The sequence below is a fragment of the Halorubrum laminariae genome (genome assembly GCF_024494655.1).
Lineage (GTDB): Archaea > Halobacteriota > Halobacteria > Halobacteriales > Haloferacaceae > Halorubrum > Halorubrum laminariae.
The window spans coordinates 1-16,381 of the sequence record NZ_JANHDL010000010.1; the positions used below are offsets into that span (position 1 = coordinate 1).

17 protein-coding genes and 1 pseudogene are annotated in these 16,381 nt (G+C 56.9%); 7 read left to right on the forward strand and 11 right to left on the reverse strand.

What is annotated here, in order from left to right; genetic code table 11:
* Positions 1-975 precede the first annotated feature (975 nt).
* From NO887_RS14080 to NO887_RS14095, 4 genes are all read left to right on the forward strand, one after another.
* A complete protein-coding gene (locus NO887_RS14080) occupies positions 976-1,371 on the forward strand; it encodes a hypothetical protein (RefSeq protein ID WP_256418902.1) in 396 nt (131 codons plus the stop codon).
* A gap of 644 nt (positions 1,372-2,015) precedes the next feature.
* Positions 2,016-2,597, forward strand: coding sequence for a DUF7342 family protein (locus NO887_RS14085; RefSeq protein WP_256418903.1), 582 nt, complete (start codon positions 2,016-2,018; stop codon positions 2,595-2,597).
* 3 nt (positions 2,598-2,600) lie between these two features.
* The gene (locus NO887_RS14090) at positions 2,601-3,059 is read left to right on the forward strand and encodes a hypothetical protein (protein ID WP_256418904.1); all 459 of its coding nucleotides are present in this window, start codon (positions 2,601-2,603) and stop codon (positions 3,057-3,059) included.
* A complete protein-coding gene (locus NO887_RS14095; protein ID WP_256418905.1) occupies positions 3,056-4,291 on the forward strand; it encodes a phage integrase SAM-like domain-containing protein in 1,236 nt (411 codons plus the stop codon). Before NO887_RS14090 ends, NO887_RS14095 begins: the two co-directional genes overlap by 4 nt.
* 62 nt (positions 4,292-4,353) lie before the next feature.
* On the opposite strand, the gene NO887_RS14100 is transcribed toward NO887_RS14095, so the two are convergent.
* The 5 genes and pseudogenes from NO887_RS14100 to NO887_RS14120 all read right to left on the reverse strand — a co-directional run bounded on the left by NO887_RS14100 (position 4,354) and on the right by NO887_RS14120 (position 8,807).
* Positions 4,354-5,580, reverse strand: coding sequence for a hypothetical protein (locus tag NO887_RS14100; protein WP_256418906.1), 1,227 nt, complete (start codon positions 5,578-5,580; stop codon positions 4,354-4,356).
* A 208-nt stretch (positions 5,581-5,788) separates the two neighbouring features.
* Positions 5,789-6,676, reverse strand: coding sequence for a DUF8172 family protein (locus NO887_RS14105; RefSeq protein WP_256418907.1), 888 nt, complete (start codon positions 6,674-6,676; stop codon positions 5,789-5,791).
* A 68-nt stretch (positions 6,677-6,744) separates the two neighbouring features.
* Positions 6,745-6,870: pseudogene (locus tag NO887_RS18685) on the reverse strand (PadR family transcriptional regulator); the annotation flags it as partial.
* A 184-nt stretch (positions 6,871-7,054) separates the two neighbouring features.
* The gene (locus tag NO887_RS14115; protein WP_256418908.1) at positions 7,055-7,852 is read right to left on the reverse strand and encodes a DUF7847 domain-containing protein; all 798 of its coding nucleotides are present in this window, start codon (positions 7,850-7,852) and stop codon (positions 7,055-7,057) included.
* A gap of 55 nt (positions 7,853-7,907) precedes the next feature.
* Positions 7,908-8,807: a hypothetical protein gene (locus NO887_RS14120; protein ID WP_256418909.1), complete on the reverse strand. Its 900-nt coding sequence runs from the start codon at positions 8,805-8,807 to the stop codon at positions 7,908-7,910.
* A gap of 365 nt (positions 8,808-9,172) precedes the next feature.
* On the opposite strand from NO887_RS14120, the gene NO887_RS14125 reads away from it, so the two are divergent.
* Entirely contained in the window at positions 9,173-9,472 is a 300-nt protein-coding gene (locus NO887_RS14125) for a DUF8011 family protein (RefSeq protein ID WP_256418910.1), read from the forward strand.
* Positions 9,473-9,642: 170 nt separating this feature from the next.
* Here NO887_RS14125 and NO887_RS14130 read toward each other — a convergent pair whose 3' ends face one another.
* The 3 genes from NO887_RS14130 to NO887_RS14140 all read right to left on the reverse strand — a co-directional run bounded on the left by NO887_RS14130 (position 9,643) and on the right by NO887_RS14140 (position 12,557).
* Positions 9,643-10,056 (reverse strand): hypothetical protein, encoded by a 414-nt coding sequence (locus tag NO887_RS14130; RefSeq protein ID WP_256418911.1) that lies wholly within the window; start codon positions 10,054-10,056, stop codon positions 9,643-9,645.
* Positions 10,057-10,173: 117 nt separating this feature from the next.
* Positions 10,174-11,784, reverse strand: coding sequence for a hypothetical protein (locus NO887_RS14135; RefSeq protein WP_256418912.1), 1,611 nt, complete (start codon positions 11,782-11,784; stop codon positions 10,174-10,176).
* On the reverse strand, positions 11,781-12,557 hold the full coding sequence (locus tag NO887_RS14140; protein WP_008528047.1) for an ABC transporter ATP-binding protein: 777 nt from the start codon (positions 12,555-12,557) through the stop codon (positions 11,781-11,783). The genes NO887_RS14135 and NO887_RS14140 overlap by 4 nt, the downstream gene beginning before the upstream one ends.
* A gap of 194 nt (positions 12,558-12,751) precedes the next feature.
* Between NO887_RS14140 and NO887_RS14145 the strand changes: the two genes are divergently transcribed.
* Positions 12,752-13,198, forward strand: a complete 447-nt coding sequence (locus NO887_RS14145; protein WP_044951387.1) for a DUF8100 family protein — start codon at positions 12,752-12,754, stop codon at positions 13,196-13,198.
* A 93-nt stretch (positions 13,199-13,291) separates the two neighbouring features.
* Here NO887_RS14145 and NO887_RS14150 read toward each other — a convergent pair whose 3' ends face one another.
* Complete coding sequence (locus tag NO887_RS14150) at positions 13,292-13,585, reverse strand: DUF8011 family protein (RefSeq protein ID WP_008523594.1); 294 nt, start codon at positions 13,583-13,585, stop codon at positions 13,292-13,294.
* A gap of 236 nt (positions 13,586-13,821) precedes the next feature.
* On the opposite strand from NO887_RS14150, the gene NO887_RS14155 reads away from it, so the two are divergent.
* Positions 13,822-14,871: a DUF8127 domain-containing protein gene (locus tag NO887_RS14155; protein ID WP_256418913.1), complete on the forward strand. Its 1,050-nt coding sequence runs from the start codon at positions 13,822-13,824 to the stop codon at positions 14,869-14,871.
* A gap of 435 nt (positions 14,872-15,306) precedes the next feature.
* Here NO887_RS14155 and NO887_RS14160 read toward each other — a convergent pair whose 3' ends face one another.
* Entirely contained in the window at positions 15,307-15,657 is a 351-nt protein-coding gene (locus NO887_RS14160; protein WP_008523596.1) for a hypothetical protein, read from the reverse strand.
* Positions 15,658-15,865: 208 nt separating this feature from the next.
* The gene (locus NO887_RS14165) at positions 15,866-16,282 is read right to left on the reverse strand and encodes a DUF5518 domain-containing protein (protein WP_256418914.1); all 417 of its coding nucleotides are present in this window, start codon (positions 16,280-16,282) and stop codon (positions 15,866-15,868) included.
* Positions 16,283-16,381: the final 99 nt, after the last annotated feature.

Consider the following 16,381-nt stretch of genomic DNA (forward strand, 5'->3'; position numbering starts at 1 on the left):
CAGTGTCGGATTGTGTTGGTGTCATACTTCCAATCCGGCTTTTAGTCTAGTGAAAGTGACTATTTCGCTCCGTTAGTGATAGATGCCGGATACGTCTGAACTGATTTTGAAACCGTGCAACGGGCTATCAAAGTAGAGTTGTCGAACAGTTCGCATCTCTCATTGACCAGCTGTTTCAAATGAGAATTTGTCTGAAAAAGAGGATTTCAACAGAGACACATATTCCCGAGTCGAAATCTATCTTTGTCGGTTCGGATTATGAATTTCGAGCGTCGCTTCCCGAGGACCGGGCGTTGGTTGAGTCAGTACTCGAAATCCCGGACAGTGATACTGATGCGTGGACAGACCGTCTGTTCCACCTCGTCGAATTTACAGTTCTCACCGACCAGTCGTGGCTATATCGCTCAGTACCGCATGAGGCCCATATCCGAGAAATCAACGCGGGGGGACACGAGGGAGTAATTGAGAAATTGAACGAGACACTTGATCAGGTACGAGGTTCGGCTGTTGTCCCGTTTAGTGGGCTTGCCTCGTGGACAATTAACGGTACCACGTATGATTTGAAATGGGACTCTCTGTATTGCTCCGATAGAGAAAAGAGTGCGTCATATGATTTGGAACGGCTAAGGAAGGTGACTGTACTGTTTCCTGAGAACGTCCTACATCTTGATTGGAAGCCGGTGTCCGAGGAGTCGTTACTTCGTCGAACGGTTTGGCGAGTTCTGGGTTCGGAGAGTGCTACTCCGCCAGCACGAGTCGAGATTCCTGCTGATGAAGGCGGAGAAAAGATATTGGATGCGTCTCGCCAGCTACGTGAGAAACTTGGGTATGAATATGACGTTGAGACTTCTTCGGATTAGCGCCCGTGATCAGCGTAGAGTCAATAATTGGTTCGTCTGTACTGAGAGATTTGTGAGTTTCCTGAGTCGGCTATGGCTGAACACTTATTCTTGTGTGGCCATATTGTCCTGTTAGATGTCAGTAATTCCGACGGAGTGGAGTGAGCCGGATTCTCGGCCAGGCGTCTACTTTGATGTTCTGTTGATGGGGCTGCTGGTCGTCGGGATCGGCGCGATCGCATACTGGGAGCCGGGCTCAATTACTCTCTCGATTACGCCACAACGTCTTGCTGGTGCGATCATCCCTGGTGTGGTTCTCGGTGTTGCTATGACATACTTCTACATCGTGAGCGAGCGTTTCCAAGGACTCTATGCGGATTCCCACATCACCTGGTTTGTCGGCAACTTATTGCTCGCCATTGGCATCTCACTCGGACTTGCCGTTGCCCCCACGTGGACGTTACTCACGATACTAGCGACATTACTCACATTCATCGTACTTCGCGTCGCCATCTACATTCGTACGCGATAAGTACTACAACTGATGGTCAAGTAGTTCGCTTGTACTGAACGATCCGTGAGTCCTCTGTACTGACCGATTTGTGAGTCTCCTGTACCGACAGTTCAGAGAGAACGGGCAAGATTGTGACTGAGAGAAGCAATGGTGAGTTTATCGAGCTGCTCCCACCATCATTGGGTCGTACTCCTGTACCGTACTGTTTGAGTGTTGTGGCGTAGGAAGTCACGCGCACGGTAGCGATATGTATATAATAATTTAGAGATCATACTCGACGAGGCCGTCTTTACTCCGGTACACTGAGAATAAATATCAACTAACTATCGTTTTGTAGCGGGCTACCTTCCGAACCTGTGCAACTTCCCCCGGCTCAGTTTTGATATAGCGATATATAATTTATAAATCCGGTTTCTTGGCTATTAACACTACTACCGCCAGAATTCGGAACTTTAGGCAAATAAGCGTCTGGACGTGATTACACTGGTAATCACGACCAGTTTGAAGTACCCCGCCGCCGTCGGTGAAGCACGAATGCTGCAACCGCCTCACAACGGCGCTTCCCCCGGGGTAGCGCCACTGAGACCGGGCTCGAGTTTGCTCTGGCTCTCCTCAGCTGAGGTCGAAGCGATGGGCGATGGAGGCCTTTCGGTATAGAACGAATGACCTCAACCTATATTAGGACAAAGCCCGAACGATGCTGTATGACCGAAGACGAATCGAACTCCGAGGGCCTGATGGAACGCCAGACCACGGGTGAAGACCGCGTGCGGATGACTGCCCGACAGCTGTCGGAGCCGCGGACAGCCAACTGGATCGCTTCCGAAGCGAGCTGGTCACACGAGCCGACCAAACGCGTCCTTGAGCGACTCGTCGACAATGGCATCCTCCATCGCGACGACAGCGGGACTCACACCACGTACTACCCCGATTACCGTCGTCAGGCGATGCAAGAGGCGATGCGCCTCCGGGACAGCGGACACACTGTCGAGGAACTCACGGATCGTCTCGCCGATATGAAGACGCAGATCCGCGACTGGGAGGACGAATTCGGCGTCGAGTCACCGAACCAGCTTCGCGGGACGCTCGCTGACGAGGCCCTGGACGCTGATGAGGAAGATCGGCGCCGTGAGATCGCCCGCGAGTGGGAGCACCTTCAACGGCGTATCCAGATCGTCGGCTTCGCCATCCGCGAATGGGACTTTCTCGCGCCGACGACAGAGCCTGCTGAGGCCAGCAGCTAACGGATGTCGGTCCCCCATCCAGGTGGTGATCCAAACGCAAACCTCTACGCCCAACTGAAGCGAGACGTCCTTGACCGTGTGCCACAGATTTCGGCGGTCGAGTTCGTACCTGACGATATCGAGGCCAAGCAGCTGCGGGCGGTTTTTGATCCAGCCCGTCTTGATCCCCCAACGGGCCCTGATTCGCCGGAACTGACCGTCAAGTGGTATCGACAGGACCCACACGATTGGTTCCGTATCAACTACACCGACCCGAACACGGGCTTTCACGCCGGCTGGCACCAGGACGAAGACCATCCCGATCTCGGACAGGCGCATTTCCAGGACTCAGCTGCCGATACGGAGGGCCGCTGGGGGATCACATTTGAACACGAGACTCCTTCCCTGATCCTCTGGGAAATCGTCGAAGCACTCCTCGAGGATGTTCGTCCGACCTACCAGTACGCGAACGAGGAACCATGACACCCCGAGAACGCGCCGATCAGTCACTCGCGAGTTCCTTCGAGCGCTACCTCCAGGACAAGGGGAAAGGCCGCGGTGGCGACGGCGGGAACTATCGACGTAACGCTGCGCGCGAGCTCGAGCGGTTCGCCGAGTGGGCCGCCGGCGACCGCGGCGCCGACGACTGGACCGGGATTGTCCCCGACGACATCGACCGAGAGCCGACCTTCGACGATCTCGACGAACGCGTGTTCCGGGAGTACGCCCGGCATCTCGGAGGAGACCGGGGACTCAAGCAGAACACGGTACAAACCTATTACCGCTATATCTCTGCGTGGTGCGGGTGGTGCGTCAACGAGGGATATCTCGAGGCGCATTACGCGCAGCGGGCGAGTGCGATGGCGCCGTTACCGGAGGACGACGGCCGCAAGCCCGGCGACCAGCAGGCCTGGACGTCCGAACAACGCCACGCTCTCACCCGTCACGTCGACGAACGGGCCCGCGACGCCGTCGAGGCGTACACGACACTCCCAGAGGATACTGACCCCATCGATAAGCAGCGAGCGCGCTACGCAGCGCTGAAGGCGGCTCGTGACCGGGCGCTGGTGTTCGTTCTCGCGTACACAGCTGTCCGCGTCGGGGAACTGCTCCGAGATCCGAACGACCCGCGCCGGCGCGGCGTCCGCTGGGAGGACCTCTCGCTCGACGACGGGAGTATGGACGTCTACCGGAAGAAACAGCAGTGGGACGCCGCCAGTCTTCCCGACCCGGTGATCTCGCCGCTGCGGAGCTACCGTCAGCTGATGGACCCACCGACGGAGCGCTGGCCGGTGTTTCCGACGTTCGACCAACGGACGCTCGCAGGACTCGTCCGGGAAGAGCTAGCCGAACGAGGGGAACGCCCGGAGGCGATTACTGAGTACCGTGACGAATACGCTCGCGACCTATTGCTGGCGGTCGATGAGGACGTTCGGCCGCCGTCGATCACAACGGATGGAGCACGGTCGATTCTTCAGCGACTCTCGGAGACCGCAGAGATCGACATCGATCATCCAAAACACGAATATCTCGCCCCCCACGGTGGTCGCCGCGGGATGGGTGAGGTTCTTGTTCGTGCGTTTGGTTACACCGTCGCTGCCCGGTATTTAGACAACTCTGAGGAGATGGTGAGAGAGCGGTACTCACATATTGAAGCTGGTGAACTCGGCGACGTCGCAACTGAAGCACTAGAAGAGATTGATAGTCTTACATAATTGTAGCCGCGTTCTCAACACAATACGTTTTCAAGAAGACAGGGTAGATGACCAATTGAGGACTATTCGTTTTTGAGCATCTGCCGGATCAACGGAGTCAGAACCGCGGCAGCGTACCCTGCAGCACCCCACTTCGACGTCATCGAGTAAGCAATATACCCCGCTATCCCTCCAATAACTGCCCGCTGGTAATTTGTAGGTTGCTCATTAAACCACTCTCTGGTCTCAGAACCTGCTAAAATGAAATACGTAATCTGAGTCGGTACCTCCAACGCCAACTCAAAAGAGAAACTACCTGCATCCGGCAGAGTAGCATCCACAGTAGCCTCAGCAGGACCCGCCTCCGGAACCACCTCGGCAGTAGCCTCCAACGGCTCGGCGTCTACACTTGTCGTCGACGTCGGATCAACAACCGACCTCTCAAACTGGGAAGACGGATAGCTACTGGCCGCAGCTGCCGCACTTACGGACGGTTGAATCGCCGCTAAATCAGCCAATACAGACTGAGGAACCCGGATATCTGCAATCACATCAGATAGCATCAAAGCAGCTGATCGAGCAATCATATTTTGCTGTTCCTCAATGACCGCAGTCAATGGAGCCAAACTCCGTGCGAGTGCCATCTCCTGCTGAGCAATAATCGGCTGGAGGGCACTTGCCACCATCTTTTCCGTTCGAAACAGCTCTGAACCCACCACGCCAGCTAAAAGAGAAGTCTGATTCTGAAGAACCATATCGTGGATGTCCGGAATATTAGCCACCGCAGCAATCGTGGAAGCCGGGATTTCAACACTCGGAACTAGCTCACTCATATCCAGATTCAATCCTTCCCAGTCAAAGGGTAGCGGCGGCGTCTCCTCCTCTGGTGGCTTACCTACTGACAAATCCTCAATATCGTGGTCCAAGTACAGCGCACCGACATACTCTCGAAGCAGATCTTCAACTGGCTCATCGTCATTCCCCTCGTCGAACTCCTCCTTCAACTCTTGTTCCAGAGAAAAGTACGCTCGTGATGGCCTCGACGCCTTCGTCGCCACATCCGAGGGATCCGCGAAGATCAAACGGTAAACCGTGAGTGCCTCCTTCGTCGTCTCCACAGACAAGTCAGTCTCCTCAGCAACCGTTTCTATATCTCCTACATTACGCCATAATTCGCCGGCCTCACGAACTGTCTCCACCCACTCAAACGATACCTGCTCCTGACGCTCCTGGCGGTCCTCCTGAATCGCCTCCATCAACTCCTCAAAATCAGCTTCACTACTCGGTTCCTCGTCTTCTTCCTCACTCATTACCAGAAGGATAAGTCGTACGGCGTAAAAAGACACTTCCCCTGATCAGCTATTTGGCTGCTCCAGCACTAGGTTTATACTGCTTGACGGACTTCTTTTCGGTATGAGCCTCGAAGAGACGGTTGACTACCTCGCTGAGGAACTTGACCTCGAACGAAGTGAACACGTCCGTGAGGTCGGTCAGTCGGTCGCCGAGCTTCGCGATTGATCAGAACATTTCTCTGAAGTCCCGTTCGACGAGCCCGTCCTCCAGATACGCGATGAACTCTTGTTTCGTTGGTCCTTGACGATCGCGCAGATCGTCCCGTTCTGCTCGTTCGAGAACTGCCTGCGCGAAGTCCGTACAGTGGGATTCATGCTGCTCAGCGTACTTCGAAAGGGCTTCTCGCCAGTGCATATCCAGCTCGAACTCGGCTAATCGGATTTGGATCCCGTCTTTCCGTTCGACGAGGTCGACGTCCAGCTCTTCAAGCTGCTTGAAACGGAGGTTGTTCCGACGGACCGTAATGAGCCGCTTGGAATCGACGATGTAGGGATCGACCCACTCTCGCCAGGTATCGTCGTCGACGTGTGTTCGTGGCATCTCAAAATCCGGGTCCACACTCTCAATACAGAATTGCAGCATCGCAATGCCAGTTCGATGATTCGCATTCGGGAGGGAATGTCGGAGAATCAAATTCGACATCACTTCTCCAGCGACGTTCGGAAGTGGTGCTCCCCAGGAGACGTGATCGAGTGCCTGCTGGATCTTTTGCGGTTCGAACTCCTTGTAGAGGCGAAACTCATCCTCATCTCGAACATCGACAGCGGCTTCGAGCAACTCTACTAATCGGAATGCGACAACCTGCCCAGCACGGGGGAGGTCACGAATACGGTCGCTCAGCCATGCCTGATCGAAGTCGATGTCTTGGGCAGATTCGATCTCTGAATCGCCTTCGTAGAGCACATAGACCGGTGTTTCAAAGGGGTACCCGATGAGCTTCGTCGACTCGTCGGATTGCTCTCGCTGAGACCGGATCTCTGCTACCGATGCCGAGCTATATTTGAGTGAGAAATTCTCGGCCTGTGGGTGATGATAGAAGACGAGCCGAGCCATTTCACTGTGTATTCGTGGGAAGTGGGTAAAGCAGTCCCGCTTTTATAATGAGTTCTACTCGCCCGGTTCTACGACGTAGCGGGTGCGTTCACGTCTTCTAAATACTGACTTTCCCAGTCACGTCGCGCCTCGATTTCCCGCAATCCGCGTTGCGTGACCGTGTACACGTTCGTCCGTTTGTCGAGTTCGGCTTCACCGCGAGCCCGTGAGGCTCCTCGCCTCCTCAGCAAACGTATAACTTAATCGAAATTCAGTCTTCTCCCTCACAAGCCCATCGCTATCCTCGTGTTCGAATGACGGCGCTGATTGGTAACTAACCGCTCTGTTATTACCGCGAACGATCTTAACGAAGCCTAAACGCAAATCAGATCGGTGTGATTAGCGCGTGAGTTCTCGATAGAACGACACGGAGTACACAGCGAAAAAGCCACTGAACACTACGCTTACTACGAGTGCAAGGAGGCCGACGACAGCCAGAAGCGGGAGGGAGAGCGGTGGGAGATGGAACGCCGTCGTTGACTCCGGCGACAGAAGAAGCGAGAACACGCCGACGATACTGCCGAACACTCCACCGAGAACGCCGACGAGAATCGAGTACCCCAGCGTACTGACGATGTGCTGTCTAACGACCGAGACGCTGTGTTTGAGTCCGTCGACGGCTCCCATATCGTCAAGGACGATCGCCTGGCCGTAGAACTGGAGGAAAAAGAGGACGATGAGGTACAGGAGAACGACGATGGCGACGACAAGTCCGATGACGGCAAGCGTCGCAATGTTCGCCGATGCGAGGCCTCCACTTCCGAGGACGAATACGGCACCGACCAGGCCGACGAAAAACGCGACCATCCCGAGGACGAAGTTGACCGCCATCAGAGCGAGGTACGCGACGAGAATCGAGACGTAGTTGGCCTTGCCGGCGTCTATGAACGTCCGTAGCGCGGTTTTCCCGTCGAGAGCTTCGTCGGCCATTGCGATCAATCCGCCCTGGAAGAACGGCATGACGACGAGCAACACGAGCGACAGGCCAAGCGAGACGATGCTGCTGAGAAGCGGATTCACCGCCTGAAGCGCCAGCTGGGGCACTTGGAACAACGAGAGGACCAGAATTGGGACGAACAGCACCGGATTTCTGCGGAGGGCTCCCGGCGTCTGACGGAGGGCGTTCAGGACGACCATACCCGGTCTCCATCACGCACCCAGAAAAGTATTGTCTGTTGGACAGCTTCTCGAACTACGATGAGGGGGGATTGATGTAGAGACCGTACCGATAGAACTCATCATCGTACCAGAGCAGTTTCCCGTTCGCCGCCGTGTCGACCGCACCGAGTCCCAGAGCTTCGAGTACCGTATCGAACCCATCCGAGATCGGCGCTGTTTCCGTGTACGTCTCCTGTGCGACCGCCTCGTTGAGGAGTTCCCGTGCCGCCTCCGGTAGTTCTGCAGGGGCGAGTTCGGTATCGATCCGCGAGCCAAAGACGACCTCGCGGAACTGCGACCGCGAGTCGGCGACTTTGATCGTCAACGCCGTGTACGCCGTCTCGACGAGTGGCTCGCGAGACACACGTACACGGTACGCCCACGTGCCACTCTCGGTCATCGTCACCACGCGGCCGTCGAGATCACCGGTCGCGAGCCGACTCTTACGTTCCGCCGGCCGGCGCAAGACGTAGGCGTCCCCGCGGAGCAACTCGGCCGTGCTCGTCTCGCTGTCTGTCTGGGTGTAGCTGTGGAGAATCTTGAGCACTCTCGCGCTCGGCCGGTCGAGCGTGTCGATCAGTACGGCGTCGTCTGGCACCTGCTCTTGGGGGACCGGGTCGGCACGGACCAGCTGGCGTTCCATCTCTGTGCGGCCAGTGACGACGTGTTTCGTCTGGTAGTACGAACCATCGTGAGTCACATAGACGTCGCTCGGAAGCGGCTTGTACCCGTACGTCGTGTGGCGGCCGTCCGGGAGAATGTCATCGAGGGCATTTCGAGCGGGCGTTCCGAACAACGTTCCATCATCTGGTTCGTAGAGCGCGTGTTCGACTGGGGAGACATCGATAGATTCGACGGTGAGGCTGTACTCGGATTGGGTTTCACCCGAGCCGAGCGGATTCGCTGTCGCACAGCCAGCGAGTGCTGATAACATCGTTGCACCGCCGATTTGGAGGGCTTGTCTGCGAGTGGAGGGCATACGGGAGATACACTTCTGTTGAAACTCCCCGTCATTGTCGGTTTCGATACCTTCGACACAAGCACAGTGCGTCTGCCCTGCCGAACAGTTAGGACGATGGGTCGACAAGGTGTTGGATATGAACCAGACCAGAGGACGTCCGATGCTCATCTACGTGGGATGGATCCTGGTGCTACTCGCCCTCATAGCTCTTGTCGGTAATGTTCTCATCCTTCTCCTATACGGGATGTGGTAGCGACGAGTGCTCGGTCCGACAACGTTCCGCTGAGAATCTACTGGACCAGTAAGATTTTCAATACCGCTGCGAGAAACGTATCCGCGTGACCCCCTCCAACCTCAGAAAGACGCTGTTTAGTGAGCCGTCTGGTCGCCGCCATGCAGCAGTGATGTTCGCTGGGGCACTCGCCTTTGTCGGTCTCTACCTAACCGCTTGGTTTCTCGACGAGTCTGTCCCACGCTTTGCGCTCTTTCTGCTGGTTGGGTCTGCGTTGTCCGGTATTGCCGAAGCGCTTCCGAAGGATCGACGTCGGATAGCCGGTGGTTTACGTGTACTAGCGATTCTCGTGTTGGTGTGTCTGCTTGCTCTCATCATCTTTGCTCCCGAGTTTATCATTGGATAGCGGGACGGAACCTATTGACGCCCGCTACTACACACCCTAAACCTACGAATAGACAGCAGTCAGGCACCTGACTCTCATTGAGTTCTCTTTTTACAAGCGTGTCATAGAACTTCCCTCAAGGAATAAGTTTCATATGACATTCAGCGAACCAGTTGTTAGATAGAGCGTGCTTACGAAACGCTCGTTCCAATGCCCCAGCCGATAGCGTTTACCACGGAACAGAACAGAAGGAGACCAGTGAAAAGGATAGCCGGCGACGAGTCGTAGTACCCAAATCCAAGCAGAACAGTTCCCAGTGAGCCGAGGCACATGCCCACAGGTAGGGCGAGTCCCGATAGTACACTAACTGGTGCGCTCGCGTCCCAGTATCCGAGCACTCCAGCGATCACGCCGCCACCGAGGACGCTACCGTACAGAACAAATTCGGAAACAAGACCGTGGGTCTCGGCACTGACTACTTCAGTTACGTAACCAATACGAAGGGCCCCGTACAGGAATGCAGTTGCCACGCAAAGGGCGAGTACGAGAGCGACGGTGCCAGAATTCCTCTCGACTCGGAGCTGGCTGAGGAGTAGTTGACTCATGAGCGTCGGGTTCCTCTGTTCAACAGGACAATGGGTCCGTGAAACGTATCTCTTCTGTATCTATCACTCCAAACAATACAAGAAGAGGTCTATGACACGTTCCATCTCACAGCTGTTTCACTTAACGGTGAACCGTCGATACCGACGAATTGCGTACCGGTACGCCCCGTACGACACACCAATGGTCACCAGCAAGTAGAGACCGAACCCGACGACGAATACGGGCGTCACGACCAGGTTCCCGCTGACCGCGAACCAAGTAACGATCAGTCCGAGGATCGTTCCGCCCCCCACGATGAACAAATATCCCAGCATTACGAGCGTCGAGGGCACGACTGACTCAGTGCCCCAGAACTCGCGCTCCTCGTAGATGGGGTACGCCGACCCGATTCCGACGGCGAACATCGCCGCGGCGAGACACATTCCGAAGCCGACGACCGCGAACGCGACGACGGAGGTCAGTGACGTTCCGAGCAAGACCGAGCCGAGTGGGACGAGCACGGCGACCGGGAGGCCAACGGCGACACCGGCGAGCATTCGTCCTCGGATGATGGTGCGGGGGTTCGTTTCGGTGAGTAACAGCAGGGGCAGCTGGGGGCGGTCGTCGCCCAGTGGGTTCAAGCCGAAGGTCGCGCCCGCGAGGTACGTCCCGAGGCCAACGCCCATCCCCGCGATGAGGAGTCCAATGGCGTCATCCGACGACTGAACGACAGTCGTGCCAAGGGGGGCGACGAAAAAGACGGCCATCAGGAGGTGGCTCAACTCTTGTGGGTTGCGACGGCCGCGCACGAGGACGGCCCACGCGATGCGGCCCGCTTTGGTCCACGCGAACGGCTGTGGCGCGGTGAATCCGCCGGTCGACGTGCGCACCTGGTTCGACGTGCCTCGACTCGGTGGGTCCGTGAACCAGAGGGTGGCGGCCTGTTTGGTCGCGACGGCCAGTCCAACCGGTATGAGCGCGAGCAACCCACCGAACACTGCGATCGACCACGCCGACGTCGGCTGCGCGATCGGCGTTCCGAGGAAGACGAGCGCGACGTACTCAACCAGGGGCTCGAAGGTAAACGCCGCGAGGAACCGCTGTATCGAGAGTCCCTCTTCAACGATGAGTTGTCCGAGGAACTGCGAGGCAACGACGAGCCCGATCAGCGCGAGGATTCCACCCGCTTTCAGGAGACGATGGACGCCGGGGAGCCGCCGCAGGAGCCGCAGCACGCCGAGACCACCGGCGTAGCCCCAGACGGCAGTACAGCAGATGAGCGGCAGCGCGACAAGCCCCCCTGTGACGACGAGTAAGGGTGTCCCCAATCCCAGCGCGAACGTGACAGCGAACGCCGTTGCCGGAAGGCCGAACCACAAAAGGAGTCGCCCGATTTCTGCGGTGATGAGTCCGAGGACGACTGCACGGGGATGGACTGCCGTCAAGACGAGGTCTTCGGCTTCGATGCTCCCGATCCGTTCCAGCGTTCGGAGTATCGCCAATAGGACGAGTGCGATGGGAGCGGCGGTCGCAGCAGGGCCGAAGAACGGAATCGCGCTGATTGAGCGAGCACTTCGACCGAGTACGTACGCTGCCGGAAGCACAAAGAGGAGATTCCCGCCGAAGAACAACACGGCGATCCCGAGCCCGGCGAGCCGACGCGTGTTGCCGAGGTATCCCCGGAGACTCCGAACGAACTCTGCACGGCCGATGCGGAGCCCGTGGCGAATGTCGTGTCTGAGATTCATTCTCTTTCGGAGGTTGCGACTGCGTCGGGCTCACTGGTGACGGCGAGGAAGGCGTCCTCGAGCGACCCACTCTCGCCTGTCTCTGCCCGGGCTTGTACGTCCGCAGGCGTTCCTTCGGCGACGAGTCGGCCGTCGAACAGCACGCCGACCGCGTCGGCGACGGCTTCGACGACTGGGAGGATGTGTGTCGAGAGGAAGACGGTCGTCCCAGTGTCGGCGAAGTCAGTGATGGACTCTCGGATAGTGCGTGCGGCTCGGGGATCGAGCCCCGACGTCGGTTCGTCCAGGAACAGAACGTCCGGATCGTGCAAAACACTCTGGATGAACGCGGTTTTTTGCTGCATCCCCTTCGAGTACGCGTCGATTCGTTTGTCGGCGTCGTCGGTCAGGTCGAATCGGTCGAGATACTCGGCAATTCGCTCTCGGGCGACATTCTGCGGGATATCGCGCAGATCGGCGACGTACTCAAGCTGTTCGCGGGCGCTGAACTCCTCGTAGAGCGGTGGCGTCTCGGGAAGGTAGCCGACGTGCGGGGCGAGAGAACGCCGGTCGTCGACGTCGACGCCACGGATGCGGACGCTTCCGCTGGACGGTTGTGTGAGACCGGTCAGGAGCCGCATCGTGGTCGTCTTGCCCGCGCCGTTCGGGCCGAGAAAGCCGTAGACCGTCCCCGACTCGATGGCGAGCGAGAGACTGTCGACGGCGACCTCAGAGCCGTAGGCCTTCCGGAGCTCAGTCGTCTGAATGGCGAGGTCTTCGTCGGTGGAGGGCATAGATAACGGATATCGTTTGTCAGACCAATCGCCTATGCGTTTCGGAACGAGCGAGTGAGTATGGTTTACCCCTCAGACCAGAGGGTGTCGTAGAACACTTCACAGGTGTTGTTTGCGCAGGTTCGACGGCGAATCAGCCGTTACAGGGTTCATGCGAACCTAACACTTTTCATCAGACATCCATGTTCTCCAGTATGGCCCTCCAGACAGCACGCCAGATGTTTTCTGTTGACTCAGTTGATTTCACCGAAACGAGGATGTTCCTTCTTGGTTCTGTACAAGCGGTGTTGACTGCTATTCTATTTGGCTTGATTTTCTTCCTCGTGGCCGCAACTCGGATTGTTACTCTTGAGCCGGCTCCTGAGTCAGCCATTCTCTCGATACTACTCGGTGTTGTTCCAGCGGTAGTATTCGGGGCAGGTCTTCCGTATCTCGTTCAGCGCCGTGAGTATTTTAATCGGCTCAATAATTCAGTACCGGCCAGAGCAGTCATAACTTCAGTTACGCTTGGGACGTACGTTGGTCTCTTTTTCTACCATCCCGCAACAAGTCTAATCTATGCGGTTGTATATCTGCTGAGCCGAATTGTCATCCTTGTTGGAATCTATGGCGGCTCTCGAATCAAAGCGAGACTTGCATAGTCTGTACTGACCGATTCAGGGCTGTTGATTCCAGTCAAGAGTGGCTGAACCGACCGCACACATCACGTGCGTACTTCTCAAGACAGACTCCACTCACTCAGCCCAGATTACCTCTGGAGCCAGTATGAGGAGACCGAGAAAGACGATGAGGACACCGAGGCCAACTATTCGAAGTACGCCTGCTGAACGCTGTCGGGTCGGCGGAAGAGATTCGGCTACCCCGGTGAACGCGAACGCGATACCCAAAAAGAGCATATTGTGAGGGCCGTCGAGTACAATGCCGAAATACGCCCAGCCGAGGAGGCAAATGACGGAGAAGAGTGAGAAGAGGAGCCCCTTCCGCCGTCCATCTGGCTCACGAAACAGTATCCGGCGAACTGTGTTCACACGTACTAACAGACGTTTGACCAAGTAAATCGTTCGGCTACATCTATCAATTCACAACGTCGGTGTGCCAACCGTTCTATGACATCCTCCTCAGACCACGGTATTGGACGCGGAAGACGTCACTCTCACAACACTCATTTCCTAACCTTCGAGGAGCACGAAGCGTACCACTCCGGACAGATTGACTGTTCTCCGGGGCCTTTATGCAATCATCCCGAACAGAGATAGACGACCCGATGCAGCCCTCCAAGCCCTCCCTTCGGACGATCGCTATCTTCGGTCTCCTCGTCGTGGGTGTCGTCGGTAGCTTCGCGTTCCACGCGGCAGTCACCGACATGGATGTGACGTACACCGCGACTGCCGTCCAACCGGGCGAGGAGCCGAGCCGTGTCGCGTTCGCCTCTGGACAGATCGTAGACCTCGACGAGCGCCTCGAGGACAAATCGGCGTCGATCCGTCAGCCAGTCGAGCACGCCGCTGCGAACGGCTCGTTCGCGGGAACCGTCCCACCCGAACTCCACATCACGCTCGACGACCTCGAAACGAGATACGTCGTCTACGAGGGAGCGTACTACCGCTGGAATCTGACGGTGAGCGACGAGACGACATTCGTCAGTATCGAGATGGCACAAGTTACTGCCACGACAGTCTTGGACTCAGTCGCCACCGCCTACGACGCGGCACCACCGAAGGCGAAGTCTGCGATACAGTCGGGATCGGTGACCGGCTGGAACGTTGAGCGAGGGATCTACCGGCAGGGCCAGACGTACTATGCCGTCGCGCCCCGGAGTGAGACGGCGATTGCTGGGAAAATCATCAGTGGTTTCCTCGGATACGCCCTCACGCCCGTCGGACGCGGGTACGTCGCCGTCGCACTCGGCCTGCTGGCCTACCGGTATCGGAATCCGCTCATCGACCGCCCCCTGACGGTCCAGCGGTCGCTTAGCGTCGCAGCCATGGCCGTGCCCGTTGCGTTCATCGGAACACTGGTGTTCGAGAGCGGGTCATGGTCGCGGTTCGTCACCGGCCCCATGAGTGCGCTCGTCGTCGCGTCCGGCGTGGTCGCGGGTGTCCTCGTTCATCAACGCCGCTGGCTCGCGCTCCTCGGATTCACCGGCCTCGTGGCGGCGTTGGTTGTCGGCGCGAGCGTCCTCGCCCTCGGCGTGATTGGGGGACTTCTGGGCGGCCTGGCAGTCTTCGTTGGGCTGCTCACCGGCGTGATTCCTCTCGGATATGGTATCGCGTTCGGAGCGCATCGTTCTCGGAAGACCAATGGCGACGCCTGAGCAGTGGTTACTCGGTGGTTGGCGGAGAGTTTTATCGAACCATTCAGAAGGCAGTTGCCTTCAGCGTAGAACAGACTGAACGCACTGGCAAGTGGATCTGCGAATGTAATGGCGGCTACTCGGATTCCGGAGAAGTTACCTTACTAACTCCGACGTAGAATCCCACTGCTAACACGACAGTTAGAATCAACCCTGTAACTATTGGAAAAAGACCTGTCGGGTCCGGGCTGAATATGAACGCGACGGAAAATCCGACGAACAACCCAAATAAGATAGATACTAGACCCCGAACAAGCCGGTGCATACCACCAATCTCATCGGATATTCAATAAGAGCATTGATCTGGATAATTCGCCTGCCTCCGTTACATCCCTATTCTGTAGTGAGTGGTTCTGGAGGGCTGAGATACGGATGTGCCAACCGTTCTATGACCCTCTAGGTTGTCGGCGTCCAAATCCCCCGCTGGACGGCCTGCCAGCCGTAGTTGAGTACGCCAATGAGGCCGATGACCACGAACACCGCCGGAATGAACGTGAGGTCGTCTGTGATGATTACGATCGTTCCCCAGACTGCAAACGCGGCTGCCTGCAGGAGATGATAGGCGATCGACTCTCCGAAGGGCTTCACACCGTGTAAGGCGACGGCGAAGGCCAAGAGGACAGTCGCGATAAGGGCAGCTGGAGCAGGCTGATAATAGTCCAGTCCAACAAGTGCGACGGCCACGATAGCGACGCCGATGCCGAGGCCGACCCCGAGCGGGGAGATGGATTCGATCTGGGAGGGCATACTGAGAACGTCCGCTTGTGGCTTCTAAAACCTATCCGAGGATTTCGAGCCAGCCAGGGACCAGTGCCTCTGTTGATATCACGGTCCCCAGACGTTATTTTGGTGCAATAGCCCTTAGGCAGGCCTCTGTCTTGCTCGTGGTCGAACTGGGACAGTACTATCAGGAATCCCGAATTTCGTGTTATGGCCTGTCTGTAAACGAGTTCAATCAGCTATGATTGGCCAGCCACCCGCCGACGAGACCGCCGAGAAAGCCGCCAAGCGCACCGGTGCCGATCATCATCACACCGGCGAGTGTCATAACCAAGGTCGCTACGATAGTCGACGACCACGATGTCGCAAAACTATGCCAAGTCCGAACCATCGCGGGAAATATCCAGATGTATCCCGGCAATCCGCCGAGGATTCCGGCACCGATAGCTGCCTTACTCGCATTGGCCGCGTCTCGTTTTGCGAGAAACCCAGCGATGAGCCCGCCGAAGAATACCATGTTGATTGAAAAGTAGTGCCCCATTCCCGATAGCCAGTAGTCACCAATAACCAGTGGAATCGACATGAGGCCACCAAGTAGGGCGTATTTCCACGTGTGATTATTTCGGAGGACGTGGAGGGTGCCGATAGACATGATTATCTCCAGAGGATGCAACGCAAGTGAATACGTCGCATTGTTTGGTCCATCTGGCTATAGTTGGTGAGGTCGCGAGAGCACCGTCGATAGTCCGCC